General features: G+C 66.3%; 11 protein-coding genes. 5 read left to right on the forward strand and 6 right to left on the reverse strand.

The window, feature by feature from the left end; genetic code table 11:
- Positions 1–133: 133 nt before the first annotated feature.
- The 5 genes from B133_RS0100265 (at position 134) to B133_RS0100285 (ending at position 5,350) form a co-directional block, all read left to right on the forward strand.
- Positions 134–889, forward strand: coding sequence for a deoxyribonuclease IV (locus B133_RS0100265; protein WP_018598702.1), 756 nt, complete (start codon positions 134–136; stop codon positions 887–889).
- 70 nt (positions 890–959) lie between these two features.
- Positions 960–2,093: a phosphatase PAP2 family protein gene (locus B133_RS22155; protein ID WP_051088014.1), complete on the forward strand. Its 1,134-nt coding sequence runs from the start codon at positions 960–962 to the stop codon at positions 2,091–2,093.
- A 30-nt stretch (positions 2,094–2,123) separates the two neighbouring features.
- Complete coding sequence (locus B133_RS0100275; RefSeq protein ID WP_018598704.1) at positions 2,124–3,803, forward strand: acyl-CoA dehydrogenase family protein; 1,680 nt, start codon at positions 2,124–2,126, stop codon at positions 3,801–3,803.
- 51 nt (positions 3,804–3,854) lie between these two features.
- Complete coding sequence (locus B133_RS0100280) at positions 3,855–4,586, forward strand: PaaX family transcriptional regulator C-terminal domain-containing protein (protein ID WP_018598705.1); 732 nt, start codon at positions 3,855–3,857, stop codon at positions 4,584–4,586.
- Positions 4,583–5,350 (forward strand): crotonase/enoyl-CoA hydratase family protein, encoded by a 768-nt coding sequence (locus B133_RS0100285; RefSeq protein WP_018598706.1) that lies wholly within the window; start codon positions 4,583–4,585, stop codon positions 5,348–5,350. Before B133_RS0100280 ends, B133_RS0100285 begins: the two co-directional genes overlap by 4 nt.
- Positions 5,351–5,358: 8 nt before the next feature.
- On the opposite strand, the gene B133_RS0100290 is transcribed toward B133_RS0100285, so the two are convergent.
- The 6 genes from B133_RS0100290 to B133_RS0100315 form a co-directional block, all read right to left on the reverse strand.
- Positions 5,359–6,126 carry an enoyl-CoA hydratase family protein gene (locus tag B133_RS0100290; RefSeq protein WP_018598707.1) on the reverse strand — a complete coding sequence of 256 codons (768 nt, stop codon included), beginning with the start codon at positions 6,124–6,126 and terminating at the stop codon, positions 5,359–5,361.
- Positions 6,127–6,157: 31 nt separating this feature from the next.
- Entirely contained in the window at positions 6,158–7,324 is a 1,167-nt protein-coding gene (locus tag B133_RS0100295; RefSeq protein WP_018598708.1) for an acyl-CoA dehydrogenase family protein, read from the reverse strand.
- Positions 7,321–9,276, reverse strand: a complete 1,956-nt coding sequence (locus tag B133_RS0100300; RefSeq protein ID WP_018598709.1) for a biotin carboxylase N-terminal domain-containing protein — start codon at positions 9,274–9,276, stop codon at positions 7,321–7,323. Before B133_RS0100300 ends, B133_RS0100295 begins: the two co-directional genes overlap by 4 nt.
- A gap of 91 nt (positions 9,277–9,367) precedes the next feature.
- A complete protein-coding gene (locus tag B133_RS0100305) occupies positions 9,368–10,957 on the reverse strand; it encodes an acyl-CoA carboxylase subunit beta (protein WP_198291019.1) in 1,590 nt (529 codons plus the stop codon).
- A 2-nt stretch (positions 10,958–10,959) separates the two neighbouring features.
- Entirely contained in the window at positions 10,960–12,138 is a 1,179-nt protein-coding gene (locus B133_RS0100310) for an acyl-CoA dehydrogenase family protein (protein WP_026255792.1), read from the reverse strand.
- Entirely contained in the window at positions 12,135–13,922 is a 1,788-nt protein-coding gene (locus B133_RS0100315; RefSeq protein WP_018598712.1) for an acyclic terpene utilization AtuA family protein, read from the reverse strand. The genes B133_RS0100310 and B133_RS0100315 overlap by 4 nt, the downstream gene beginning before the upstream one ends.
- Positions 13,923–14,020: the final 98 nt, after the last annotated feature.

Raw genomic sequence — 14,020 nt, forward strand, 5'->3', positions numbered from 1 at the left:
ACATGACGGCCTCGGCTCGCCACTCTGGCGTGACACTCGGGCGCGACGGTCACTCTGGCGTGACAAACCCGTTCCTTGAGGGATGACAAAGCGGGTGGGCGGGGTCGTCGCCGAGGCTCACTAGACTGGCGGCGTGCTCATCGGTTCGCATGTAGACAACACCGACCCATTGGCCGCGGCGGCCGCTGACGGCGCCGACGTCGTGCAGTTCTTCCTCGGCAACCCGCAGAGCTGGAAGAAACCGAAGCCTCGCGAAGATGCCGTCGTACTCAAGGCCGCGAACGTTCCGCTGTACGTGCATGCGCCGTACCTCATCAATGTCGCCTCCGCGAACAACCGGGTGCGCATCCCGTCTCGCAAGATCCTGCAGGACACGTGCGACGCTGCCGCCGAGATCGGCGCCACTGCGGTGATCGTGCACGGTGGGCACGCCGATGACAACGACATGGAGGCCGGGTTTGAGCGCTGGGGCAAGGCGCTCGACTATCTGAATTCCGACGTACCGGTGTATCTGGAGAACACCGCGGGTGGGGACCACGCCATGGCCCGCCATTTCGACACCATCGCCCGGCTGTGGGACCGCATCGGTGACAAAGGTATTGGCTTCTGCCTCGACACCTGTCACGCGTGGGCCGCAGGCGAGGCACTCGTCGACGCGGTGGACCGCATTAAGGCCATCACCGGGCGCATCGATCTGGTGCACTGCAACGACTCCCGGGATGCCGCCGGTTCTGGCGCTGACCGGCACGCCAATTTCGGTCTGGGACAGATCGATCCGCAGCTGCTGGCCGCGGTGGTCAACGCCGCCGACGCTCCGGTGATCTGCGAGACGTCCGAGGAAGGCCGCAAGGACGACATCGCGTTCCTGCGCGAGCACGCTGTGAGCTGAGACGCCACGCCAGAAACGGTTCCCTAAACGGGGAGTTAGCGGCAGGTGAACTAGCCTTGTCCGGGTGTCCATGATTGATGAAGGGCAGTCAATCGTGCGATCACCGGTCGATCCTTCAGCGGAGACCGCCGCTCGCCGCGCGCTTTTGTTGCGTATCGTGCGCTATCTAGCGGTCGCGGTCTGGGCTGTCATCGTCGGTTATCGCACGGTCACCGACGGTTTCGCATTCAATCGAGAACTGTTGCTGCTCTACATCTCTACGGGCCTGCTGGCCGCCAGCATCGGACAGGGCCGGCGCATGTTCTATGTCGTCCGGGACTGGCTTCCGTTCGCGTTGGTGCTCCTCGCCTACGACCTGAGTAGGGGAGCGGCGACGTTGATCGGGCGGCCGACCCTCTGGCAATGGCAGGTCAACGCAGACCGCTGGATGTTCTTCGGCACAGTCCCGACGGTGTGGCTGCAGGAACGACTCAAGGCTCTGAACCCGCCGTGGTGGGAGATCGTGATCAGCACGGTCTATATGTCGTTCTTCATCCTGCCGTACGTTGTCGCCGGGGTGTTGTGGCTGCGTGACCGGGAGGAGTGGAAACGGTTCGTCCGGCTGTTCGTCGGGCTGTCGTTCGCGGCACTGATGATCTATGCGCTGCTGCCCGCCGCGCCGCCGTGGGCGGCAGCCCGGTGTACCGCCGATGATGTCGACGGTGGTCCGTCCGGTCCGCGGTGCATGTTCCGCTCGGCGCGCGAGGCTACCGACGGCGGACTGCTCGGGGCGATGCAGGGCAACCGGGACGGCGGCCACGAGTGGATCGAGCGAATCGTCACGCGCGGCTGGGGCAAGCTCAACCTGCACTCTGCGACCGCGTTGATCGATCAGGGCCAGGCGAGCGTGAATCTGGTGGCGGCCATCCCGTCACTGCATGCCGGACTGACAGCAGCGGTCTCGGCGTTTCTGTGGAACCGCGTCAACCGCGGTTGGCGGCCGGTCCTTGTGGGTTACGTCCTGATCATGGCGTTCACGTTGGTCTACACCGCCGAGCACTACGTGATCGACATCCTGCTGGGCTGGGCCTTGGCGGCAGTAGTGGTCACGGCGTTGAACCGCTATGAAGCGCGGCGGTCCGGACGCAGGGCCGATGTCGACACCTCGGGATGTTCGCTCGCAGAGGAGAGCGCGGAGGCCTCCGGCGGTCATTACAACTCTTGAACAACTGTCGAGAAACTGTAACACTGGAGTATGGCTCATGACCCTTCGCTCCTCGCGTCCGCGGCCACGCACGTCGTCACCAATCAGGTCCCGCCGCTGGAGGACTTCAACTCCGCGGCCTCGCCGGTATTGATCGAGGCACTCATTCGGGAAGGTGGTGAGTGGGGTCTCGACGAGGTCAATGCGGTCGGCGCGCTCAACGGCAGCGCCCAGGTCCAGCGCTGGGGCGAACTCGCCGACCGCAACCAGCCGATCCTGCATACCCACGACCGATACGGCTACCGCGTCGACGAGGTCGAATACGATCCGGCTTACCACGAGCTGATGGCCGCGGCGATCAAGCACGGCCTGCACGCGGCACCCTGGGCCGACGACCGGCCCGGGTCCCACGTGGTGCGCGCCGCCAAGACCTCGGTGTGGACCGCCGAGCCCGGCCACATGTGTCCGATTTCGATGACATACGCCGTCGTCCCCGCGCTGCGGTTCAACCCGGAGCTGGCCAAAGTCTACGAACCCCTGCTGACCAGCCGGGTTTACGACCCTGAGCTCAAGGTGCCGGCGACCAAACCCGGCATCACCGCGGGCATGTCGATGACCGAGAAGCAGGGTGGCTCCGACGTCCGGGCAGGTACCACGCAGGCCGTGCCCAACGGTGACGGCACTTACTCGCTCACCGGGCACAAGTGGTTCACCTCGGCGCCGATGGGTGACATCTTCTTGGTATTGGCCCAAGCGCGCGGGGGCGTGCGAAGCGACGGGGGATCGTCCGGTGGGCTGAGCTGTTTCTTCCTGCCGCGGGTGCTGCCCGACGGTAGTCGCAACCGAATGTTCTTGCAGCGCCTCAAGGATAAGCTCGGCAATCATGCCAATGCCTCCGCCGAGGTCGAGTACGACGGCGCGGTGGCGTGGTTGGTCGGTGAGGAGGGTCAGGGTGTGAAGACCATCATCGAGATGGTCAACCTGACCCGGCTCGACTGCGCATTGGGCAGCGCCACCAGTATGCGTACTGGGCTGAGCCGTGCGGTGCACCACGCCCAGCATCGAAAGGCGTTCGGCGCCTACTTGATTGACCAGCCACTGATGCGTAACGTACTCGCCGACCTCGCCGTGGAAGCCGAAGCGGCCACGATGCTCGCCATGCGGATGGCCGGGGCCACCGACAAGGCGGTGCGCGGTGACGAACGCGAAGCGCTATTGCGCCGTATCGGGCTGGCCGCCGCCAAGTACTGGGTGTGCAAGCGCGCTACCCCGCATGCGGGTGAGGCGATGGAATGTCTGGGCGGCAACGGCTACGTCGAGGAATCCGGTATGCCGCGGCTATACCGTGAGGCTCCGCTGATGGGCATCTGGGAGGGTTCCGGCAACGTTAGCGCCCTCGATACGTTGCGCGCCATGGCAACTCGCCCCGAGTGCGTCGAGGTGATGTTCGATGAGCTGGCGCTGGGGCAGGACCCACGGCTCGACGCCCACGCCGCCGCGCTCAAGGGGCAGCTCGGCACGTTCGACAACATCGAATACCGCGCCCGCAAGATCGCCGAGGACATCAGCCTGGCCCTGCAGGGCTCGCTGCTTATCCGCCACGGTCACCCGGCGGTGGCCGAGGCGTTCCTGGCCAGCCGGCTCGGCGGCCAGTGGGGCGGCGCCTTCGGAACCCTGCCCGCCGGGTTGGATCTCGCCCCGATCATCGAGCGCGCGTTGGTCAAGGGATGACTGCTCGCGAGGAGCGGTGAGGGCACGGCCACTAGCGTTGGGGTGTGACGGATGCCTGCGCTGAACCGGATGACGGCTCGTTCGGTCGTGCTGAGCGTGCTGCTCGGGGCGCACCCCGCGTGGGCGAGTGCCGCTGAACTGATCAGGCTCACAGCGGATTTCGATATCAAGGAAACCGCGTTGCGGGTCGCACTCACCCGCATGGTGGGGGCGGGTGACCTGGTGCGCTCCGAGGACGGTTATCGACTGGCCGACCGACTGCTGGCCCGGCAGCGCCGCCAGGACGACGCCATCAACCCCCGGCTGCGCCCAGATGATGAGGAATGGCTCACCCTCGTCATCACCAGTGTCGGCACCGACGCCCGTACCCGCGCCGCGCTGCGAATCATGCTGCAGCAGTATCGTTTTGCCGAGTTACGTGAGGGGGTGTGGATGCGGCCGGACAATCTCGACCAGGCGCTACCGCAGGAGATCGCCGAACGAGTGCGGATGCTGCACACCCGCGACGACGACCCGTTCGATCTGGTCGGGCGGTTGTGGGATCTGCCCGGTTGGGTCAGGGCCGGCCGCCGGTTGCTGGACGACATCGCGTCCGCCACCGACGTTCCGAGCCGGTTCGTGGCGGCCGCGGGTATCGTGCGGCACCTACTTACCGACCCGGTGCTGCCCGACAAACTGTTGCCCGCCGACTGGCCCGGCGCGCAACTGCGTACGGCCTACACCGATTTTGCCGCCGAACTCGTCGCGCGGCGCGACCGGGAAGAACTCATGGAGGCGACATGACCGAGTCGGTCCGAACTGAGCGCGACGGCGCGGTGACCACCGTCATCTTGCATCGTCCGCACGCACGCAACGCGGTGGACGGACCGACCGCGGCCGCGCTGGTCGCGGCGTTCGAGGAATTCGATGCCGATGATTCCGCATCAGTCGCCGTGTTGTGGGGCGATGGTGGAACATTCTGTGCCGGAGCTGATCTCAAGGCGTTCGGCACGCCGCAGTCGAACGTCCTGGGCCCCGTTGGTCCGGGGCCGATGGGGCCGACCCGGATGGTCCTGTCCAAGCCGGTGATCGCCGCCATCGGCGGCTACGCGGTGGCCGGTGGCCTGGAGTTGGCGCTGTGGTGTGACCTACGGGTAGTCGAAGAGGATGCGGTGCTGGGCGTGTTCTGCCGGCGCTGGGGCGTTCCGCTCATCGACGGGGGCACCGTGCGCCTGCCGAGGCTTATCGGCGAAAGCCGGGCCATGGACCTGATTCTGACGGGCCGCGCCGTCGACGCCGCCGAGGCCCACGCGATCGGCCTGGCCAACAGAGTGGTTCCCAAGGGCGACGCCCGAACCGAGGCCGAGGAGCTGGCAACGCAACTGGCGGCTCTGCCTCAGCAGTGCCTGCGGGCCGATCGACTGTCCGCACTGCGTCAATGGGGCCAATCAGAGCGAGCCGCAATGGAATTCGAGTTCGACAGTATCGAACGGGTCAAGCACGAGGCCGCACACGGGGCCGGCCGGTTCGCCGCGGGCGCAGGCCGCCACGGCGCCGGTGCGAGCTGAGGCCGGGCTCAACCAATCCAGTTCGGCCGACGTTTCTGCAAGAAGGCCAGCATCCCCTCACGGGCTTGGTCGGAGCCGAACAGTTCGGCCGACAGTCGAGTCAACTCCTCGGCGTGCTCGTCGAACGACCTGAGAATCGCCGCGGTCGTCAGCGCCTTCGACATCGCCAGACCCTGCGGTGAACCCTTGGCAATTTCGGTGGTCAAACCCGCGACAGTGCCCTCGACGTCGTCGGAGGCCAGGGTGATCAACCCGATCGCGGCGGCCTCGGCGGAGCCGAACTTCTCCCCGGTGACGAAGTAGCGACCCACCGAGCGCGGTGACATCTTCGGCAACAGTGTCAGCGAGATGATCGATGGCGCAACGCCGATCCTTGCCTCGGTGAGAGCGAACGTGCTGTTATGCCCGGCCACCACAAGGTCGCAGGCGCCGACCAGGCCAAGGCCACCCGCCCGGACATGGCCGTCGATCGCCCCGATGACAGGCACGGGTAGCTCGAGGATCGCGCGCAGCGTCGTCGTCATCTCGCGCGCCCGGTCGACCGCGACGTCACCCGGTTCACGTCCCGCCGCCTCGCTCAGATCGGCACCCGCACAGAATGTTCCACCGGTGTGGCCGAGGACCACCACCCGCACGGCTGGATCGGCGGCCGCCCGCGCCAGGCCCTTGTTCAATTGGTCGACCAGGGCCGTGGACAGCGCGTTGCGGTTGTGCGGTGAGTCGAGGGTCAGCCGGGCGACGGCGTTGTCGGCTACGTAGTGGACGAGTTCGCTCATCAGTATCGTTTCTTCTTCGCGCAAGCGCTCATCAGTACGACCGGGGGAGGCCCAACGAGGTCTGCGCCACGAAATTGAGAATCATCTCGCGGCTGACCGGGGCGATGCGGGCCAGCTTCGACGCGGTGACGGCCGCGGCGATGCCGTACTCCTTGGTCAGACCGTTGCCGCCGAGCGACTGCACGGCCTGGTCGACGGCCCGCACCGACGCCTCGCCTGCGGCGTACTTAGCCATGTTGGCGGCTTCGGCCGCACCCACGTCGTCACCGGCGTCGTACAACGTCGCGGCCTTCTGCATCATGAGCTTGGCCAGTTCGATCTCGATATGGTTCTGCGCCAAAGGATGTGACAGGCCTTGGTGTGAGCCGATCGGAACCTTCCAGACCTGGCGGGTCTTGACGTACTCGACGGCCTTGTTGATCGCGAACCGGCCCATGCCGACTGCGCTGGCCGCGCCCATGATCCGCTCGGGGTTCAGCCCGGCGAACAGTTGCGCGATCGCAGCATCCTCGGAGCCGACCAAGGCATCGGCGGGCAGTCGCACGTCGTCGAGGAAGACCTGGAATTGGCTTTCCGGGCTGGTGATCTCCATTTCGATCTTGGTCCAGTTCAGGCCCGGGGTGTCGGTCGGGACGACGAACAGCGCGGGACGGAGAGATTCCGACTTGTGAACTCCCTCTTTGTAGGTGCGGCCGACGACGAGTACAGCCTGAGCCTGGTCAATGCCGGAGATGAACGTTTTCTGGCCCCTGAGGATCCAGTCGCTGCCATCGCGGCGGGCCGTGGTGGTGATGCGGTGGCTGTTCGACCCGGCATCCGGTTCGGTGATCGCGAAGGCCATGGTGATCGAGCCGTCCGCGATGCCGGGGATCCAGCGCCTCTTCTGCTCGTCGGTGCCGAACTTCGAGATGATGGTGCCGTTGATGGCCGGGGACACCACCATCATCAGCAGCGCCGACCCGGCCGCCGACATCTCTTCCATCACCAGGCTCAGCTCATACATACCGGCGCCGCCGCCGCCATACTCCTCGGGCAGATTCACCCCGATGAAGCCAAGTTTTCCTGCCTCACTCCACAGTTCAGTGGTGTGCTGGCCGGACCGGGCCTTCTCCAGGTAGTAGTCCTGACCATAGTTGGCGGCCATAGCGGCCACCGCCTGGCGTAGCGCCTGCTGTTCCTCGGTTTCGACGAAGTTCACTGTTGTTCTCCTTCTTGAGATGACGCCGCTTCCACGCGGGCAAGGACGGCGCCGACCTCGACCTGCTGGCCCGCGGTGACATTGAGTTCGGCCAGCACCCCATCCTCGGGTGCAGCGATGGTGTGTTCCATCTTCATCGCCTCGAGCCAGATCAACGGTTGCCCGGCAGTGACGCTGTCGCCGGTGGTAGCGCCGACCCGCACCACTGAACCGGGCATAGGCGCGAGCAGCGAGCCGTGCGCGACGGCGTCGTTGGGATCGGGAAAGCGGGGCCGCGCGGTGAACTGCACCGGGCCCAGCGATGAATCGACGAAAACTTCAGGGGCTTCGGGGTTCCCGTACCGGGCTACGTCGAAGGCCCACTCGACGCGGTCGACCCCGAGCACCACATGCTCTGGCTTTGCGGCAACGAGTGTGACATCGGGGTGATCCGGCAGTTCCAAACCAGTGCGGGTGAACCGGTACCGCACGGTGTGCTCAGTATCGCCCTCGCAGTAAGTCCTGGTCTGATAACCCGACGCCAGGTTGCGCCACCCGCTCGGAGCGGCCCCGAAAACCTTGGCGGCGCTGCGGCTCTGCGCTGCGTCGGCGAGAGCCGCAGCGACTACGCTCAGCGTCACTGCCTCCGGTGAGCTGAGCGGGGCGGCCAGCGCCTCCAAACCGTGCGTGTCGAAGAATGCGGTGTCGGTGGCCCCGTCCAGGAACGCAGGATGGCGCAGCACATTCACCAGCAGATCCCGGTTGGTGCGGACTCCGTGAATCTTTGTGCGGGCCAACGCATCCGCGAGAACTCCGGCCGCCTGTCGGCGCGTCGGTGCGAAGGAGATGATCTTGGCCAGCATCGGGTCGTAGAAGATCGAGACCACCGAACCGTCTTCGATGCCGCTATCGACACGGACCTGTCCGGGCACGGCGAACCGGTGCACCGGGCCGGCCTGCGGTTGCCAGCCCTTGGCCGGATCCTCGGCGTAGAGGCGGGCCTCGATCGAGGAGCCCCGGGCCGGCGGCGGCTCGGGATCGAGCCGGCCGCCGTCGGCTACCGCGATCTGCAGCTCGACCAGATCGAGCCCGGTGGTGGCCTCGGTGACCGGATGCTCGACCTGCAGTCGGGTGTTCATCTCCAGGAAGAAGAACTCGCCTTGCTCGTCGGCCATGAATTCGACGGTGCCCGCACCGGTATACCCGATGGCTTCAGCCGCCGATCGGGCCGCTTCGAACAGCTTGGCCCGCATGCCAGGCGTGCGCTCGACGAGGGGCGACGGCGCCTCTTCGACGATCTTCTGGTGGCGACGCTGGATCGAGCATTCGCGTTCGCCGACCGCCCACACCGTGCCGTGCGCGTCGGCCATCACCTGCACCTCGACATGGTGACCGGCGGCGAGATACCGCTCGCAGAACACCGTGGGATCGCCGAACGCCGACTGGGCCTCGCGTTGCGCCGCGGCGACTTCGCTTGCCAGCGTGCCGAGTTCCCGCACAACACGCATACCGCGTCCGCCGCCGCCGGCAGAGGCCTTCACCAGCACCGGCAGCTGCTCGACTGTGACGCTGTCCGGCGAGAGCTCTTCGAGCACCGGCACACCGGCCGCAGCCATCATCTTCTTGGCTTCGATCTTGGAGCCCATCGCCTGCACTGCGGGTACCGGCGGGCCGATCCAGGTCAGCCCCGCGTCGATCACCGCCGTCGCGAAATCCGCGTTCTCCGAGAGGAATCCGTAACCGGGGTGGATCGCGTCAGCACCCGCGGCGCGAGCGGCCGCAATGATCTGCGCGGCGTCAAGATAGGCGGTGTTACCGGTGAGACGCACCCGAGCGTCGGCCTCGGCGACGTGGGGAGACTCGAAGTCGGGATCGGTGTACACCGCGACGGTGCCGATACCCAGGCGGCGGCACGTGGCGAACACCCGGCGGGCAATCTCGCCGCGGTTGGCGACCAGAACTCTGGTGATCATCTTCCTCCTCCGCCGAAACGACGCTTTTTGGCGGGATTCGGTCCGAAAGTCGACAGAATGCGTAGTCTCGGCCCAGACATGTGATGCCCCCTCACATCCGGAAGACGCCGAAGTTCGACGTCCCCTCGATCGGGCCATTGGCGATGGCGGACAGGCACATTCCCAGCACCGTGCGGGTGTCGCGGGGGTCGATGACCCCGTCGTCGTACAGTCGGCCGGACAAGAACATCGGTAGCGACTCGGCCTCGATCTGAGCCTCGACCGCCGCCCGCAGCGCGGCGTCAGCAGCCTCGTCGACCTCCTGGCCGCGCGCCTCGGCGGCGGCGCGGCTGACGATCGAGAGCACGCCGGCCAGCTGCGCGCCGCCCATCACGGCCGACTTCGCGCTGGGCCAGGCGAACAGAAATCGGGGATCGTAGGCGCGCCCGCACATGCCGTAGTGTCCGGCACCGTAGGAGGCGCCGATCAGCAGAGAGATGTGTGGCACCTTCGAATTGGACACGGCGTTGATCATCATCGAGCCGTGCTTGATCATGCCGCCCTCTTCGTACTGCTTACCCACCATGTATCCAGTGGTGTTGTGCAGAAACAGAAGCGGGGTATCGGCCCGGTTGGCCAACTGGATGAACTGTGTGGCCTTCTGAGACTCCTCGCTGAACAGCACACCGCGCGCATTGGCCAGGATGCCGATCGGGTAGCCGTACAGCGTGGCCCACCCCGTCACCAACGACGACCCGTACAGGGGCTTGAACTCGTCGAAGTCCGAGCCGTCGACGATGCGAGCGATGACGTCGCGCGGATCGAACGGGATCCGCAGATCCGCGGGCACGATGCCGATGAGTTCTTCGGAATCGAACAGCGGCTCGATGACCGGGGCCGGTGCCGGGCCCTGCTTGCGCCAGTTCAACCGGGCCACGATGCGCCGGCCGATCCGGATGGCGTCGAGCTCGTCGGCGGCCAGGTAATCACCGAGACCCGATGTGCGGGCGTGTATCTCGGCGCCGCCGAGCGACTCGTCGTCGGACTCCTCGCCGGTCGCCATCTTCACCAGCGGCGGCCCGGCCAGGAACACTTTGGACCGCGCGTGGATCATCACGACGTGATCGGACATGCCCGGCACATACGCACCGCCTGCGGTCGAGTTGCCGAACACCAGGGCGATCGTCGGGATGCCGGCGGCCGAAAGCCTGGTCAGGTCCCGGAACATCTGCCCACCGGGGATGAAGATCTCCTTCTGAGTGGGTAGATCAGCTCCGCCCGACTCCACCAGTGAGATCACCGGAAGCCGGTTCTGCAGCGCAATCTGGTTGGTGCGCAGGATCTTTTTCAGCGTCCAGGGGTTGCTGGTGCCCCCCTTGACGGTTGGGTCGTTGGCGACGATCAGGCATTCGACACCTTCGACCGCGCCGATGCCGGCCACGACGCTGGCGCCGACGGCGAAGTCGCTGCCCCACGCCGCCAGCGGGCTCAGTTCCAGGAACGGTGCGTCGGGGTCCAGCAGCAGTTCGATGCGTTCGCGTGCGGTGAGCTTGCCGCGGGAGTGGTGCCGGTCCACGTACTTAGGCCCGCCACCGGCCAGTGCCTTTGCGTGCTCTGCCTCGAGCTCGGCCAGCTTGGCGATCATCACCTCTGCGGCCTCGGTGAACCCGGGGGAGTGGGGGTCGACCGTCGATTTCAGAATTGTCATGGCTGGAACCCCAACGTCTTCGCGGCCAGTGAGGTCAGAATCTCGGTGGTCCCTCCGCCGATGCCGAGGATGCGCATGTCCCGATATTGCCGCTCGATCTCGGATTCGGCCATGTAGCCCATGCCGCCGAACAACTGCACGGCCGCATTGGCCACCCATTCGCCGGCCTCGACGGCGGTGTTCTTGGCAAAGCACACCTGAGAAATAAGGTCGATCTCTCCCTGGCCCGATGTCGCCGCCGGGGCGGCTCCGGCGAGTTGCCGCTCGACGACGTTGCGGGTGTACACGCGGGCCACGTCGGTACGGCGGGCCATCTCGGCCAGCGTGTTCTGCACCGACTGCCGGGAAATGAGTGGTCTGCCGAAGGTTTCGCGGTTGCGGCACCACTCGACGGTCAAGTCCAGACAGCGCTGCGCACTGGCATACGCCTGCGCGGCAAGGCCGACCCGCTCGGAGACGAACGCCGCGGCGATCTGAAGGAAACCAGAGTTTTCCACACCCACCAGATTGGCGACCGGCACCCGCACATCGGTGTAGGACAACTCGGCGGTATCGCTTGAGCGCCAACCCATTTTGTCGAGTTTGCGGCTCACCTCAAACCCGGGTGTGCCTTTGTCCACCACGATCAGCGACACCCCGGCAGCGCCCGGCCCACCCGTGCGCGCGGCGGTCACGACGTAATCGGCACGTACGCCCGACGTGATGTAGGTCTTGGCGCCGTTGAGGACGTATTCATCGCCGTCCCGAGTGGCCCTGGTCGTGAGATGCCCGACGTCGGAGCCGCCGCCCGGCTCGGTGATGGCCAGCGATCCGATGAGATCCCCTCGCAGCGTGGGCTTCACGTAGGTTTCGATCAGCCGCTTGTCGCCAGAGGCGATCATGTGCGGCACCGAGATCCCACACGTGAACAGCGACGCGAACACACCGCCCGGAGCTCCCGCGTAATGCATCTCCTCGCAGATGATCAGCGCGTCCGCGCCGTCGCCGCCACCACCTCCGACCGACTCGGGGAAGTTGGCTCCGAGCAGTCCGGCCTCACCCGCTTTGCGGTGCAGTTCGCGGGGGAGTTCACCCGTGCGCTCCCACTCCGCGACGTTCGGCAACACCTCACGTTCAGCGAAGCTGCGCACGGTCTTTCGTAGAGTCTCCCGTTCTGGGGTATTCCAGATGCTCACGTGAGAAGGTCCTCCGGGATATCGAGATGACGACTGCGCAACCATTCGCCCAGCCCCTTGGCCTGCGGATCGAACCGAGCTTGATAGGCCACGCCCTGGCCGAGGATGCCTTCGATGATGAAGTTCACGGCCCGCAGATTCGGCAGTACGTGCCGGGTGACGGTCAGATCCGCTGTCTCAGGCAGTAATTCGCGAAGTTTGTCGACGGTCAGCGCATGCACGAGCCACCGCCACTGCTTGTCGGCTTTGTCTCCCGTCGCTGCGCTCGCCCCGGTGCTGTTTCCCGTCGCTGCGCTCGCCCCGGTGCTGTTTCCCGTCGCTGCGCTCGCCCCGGCCCGCACCCATACCCCAACGTTGGCCGAGCCACCCTTGTCGCCGCTGCGGGCGCCGGCGATCGTGCCGAGCGCGACCCGGCGGGTGGGCCCGGCCGGTAACGGCTCAGGTAAATGTGGCTCTGCAACCGGTGCGACGACGAGGGTTTCGGTGGCCGGCGCGATGTCGACACGAGTGCCGTCGGCGTACACGGCGACATGCGGCACTTCGGCGGCATCGACGTATCCCGGGGTGAACACGCCGTACACCTGACCGTCCGCCGGTGGCGCGGTGGTGGTGAAGCCCGGGTAGCTCGCCAGTGCGAGTTCGACTCCCGCGGCGGAGAATTGGCGGCCGACGACATTGGGGTCGGGATCGCGCGCCACACAGTGAAGCAACGCACTGGCGGCTTCCTCGGTATCGGCGTCGGGATGGTCGGTGCGGGCCAAGAACCATTCCAGCTCTGCCGGTTTGACCTTCAGGCCCGCTTCGAGTTGGCTGCGCACAAGCTCGGCCTTGGCCTCGATATCCAGACCGGTCAGCACGAACGTCGCGGCGTTGCGGAATCCGCCGATGCTGTTCAGCGATACCTTGAGCGTCGGGGGCGGGGCCTCACCCGTCACACCGGAGATGCGAACGCGGTCGTCGCCGTCCCCACTCAACTGCAACGAGTCGACACACAGTGTCACATCGGGATTGGGGTAGCGGGCACCGGCGATCTCGTAGAGCAGCTGTGCAGTGACGGTGCCGACGCTGACCTGGCCGCCGGTCCCGGGATGCTTGGTGATCACCGACGAGCCGTCGGCCGAGATCTCGGCGAGTGGGAAGCCCGGCCGCTGCAGATCGGGTATCTCGGTGAAGAACGCGTAGTTGCCGCCGGTGGCCTGGGTGCCGCATTCGATGACGTGGCCTGCGGCGACCGCGCCTGCGAGGGCATCGTAATCGGTTCGGCCCCAACCGAAGTGCGCCGCGGCCGGCCCGACGATCACCGAGGCATCGGTGACCCGTCCGGTGACCACAACGTCGGCACCGCTGTTCAAGCATTCGACGATGCCCCACGCGCCCAGGTAGGCGTTGGCCGCGAGCGGCGTCCCCAGGCCGAGCTCTGTCGCCCGTCCGACCAGATCGTCACCCTCCACATGTGCGACGTTGACGTCGAGGCCAAGGCGTTCGACTAGCGCACGCACCGCGCCGGCCAGTCCCGCAGGGTTCAGGCCACCGGCGTTGGCGACGATCTTCACGCCCTTGTCCAGGGCCAGGCCCAGCGACTCCTCCAGCTGTAGCAGGAAAGTCTTGGCGTAGCCGCGCTCGGGATTCTTGGCCCGGTCGCGCGCCAGGATCAGCATGGTGAGCTCGGCGAGGTAGTCGCCCGTCAGATAGTCCAGCTCGCCCCCGGTGAGCATGTCCCGCATCGCGGCGAGCCGATCACCGTAGAAGCCCGAACAGTTGCCGATCCGTACTGCAGGTGGCACGCGTACTCCCGTCGACGCCGATGAACGACCCAACCAACCGGTAGGTTATCGGGTACCGCGGGTCTCACGTCAAGGGGTCTGCCCGTTTTGGACCCCAC

The sequence above is a fragment of the Mycobacterium sp. 155 genome (assembly GCF_000373905.1).
Classification (GTDB): domain Bacteria; phylum Actinomycetota; class Actinomycetes; order Mycobacteriales; family Mycobacteriaceae; genus Mycobacterium.

What these genes read in the sequence shown, in the direction of transcription:
- B133_RS22155 (WP_051088014.1), top strand. Translation starts at nt 960, where the DNA reads ATGATTGATGAAGGGCAGTCAATCGTGCGATCACCGGTCGATCCTTCA.
- B133_RS0100275 (WP_018598704.1), top strand. Translation starts at nt 2,124, where the DNA reads ATGGCTCATGACCCTTCGCTCCTCGCGTCCGCGGCCACGCACGTCGTC.
- B133_RS0100280 (WP_018598705.1), top strand. Translation starts at nt 3,855, where the DNA reads ATGCCTGCGCTGAACCGGATGACGGCTCGTTCGGTCGTGCTGAGCGTG.
- B133_RS0100285 (WP_018598706.1), top strand. Translation starts at nt 4,583, where the DNA reads ATGACCGAGTCGGTCCGAACTGAGCGCGACGGCGCGGTGACCACCGTC.
- B133_RS0100290 (WP_018598707.1), bottom strand. Translation starts at nt 6,126, where the DNA reads ATGAGCGAACTCGTCCACTACGTAGCCGACAACGCCGTCGCCCGGCTG.
- B133_RS0100300 (WP_018598709.1), bottom strand. Translation starts at nt 9,276, where the DNA reads ATGATCACCAGAGTTCTGGTCGCCAACCGCGGCGAGATTGCCCGCCGG.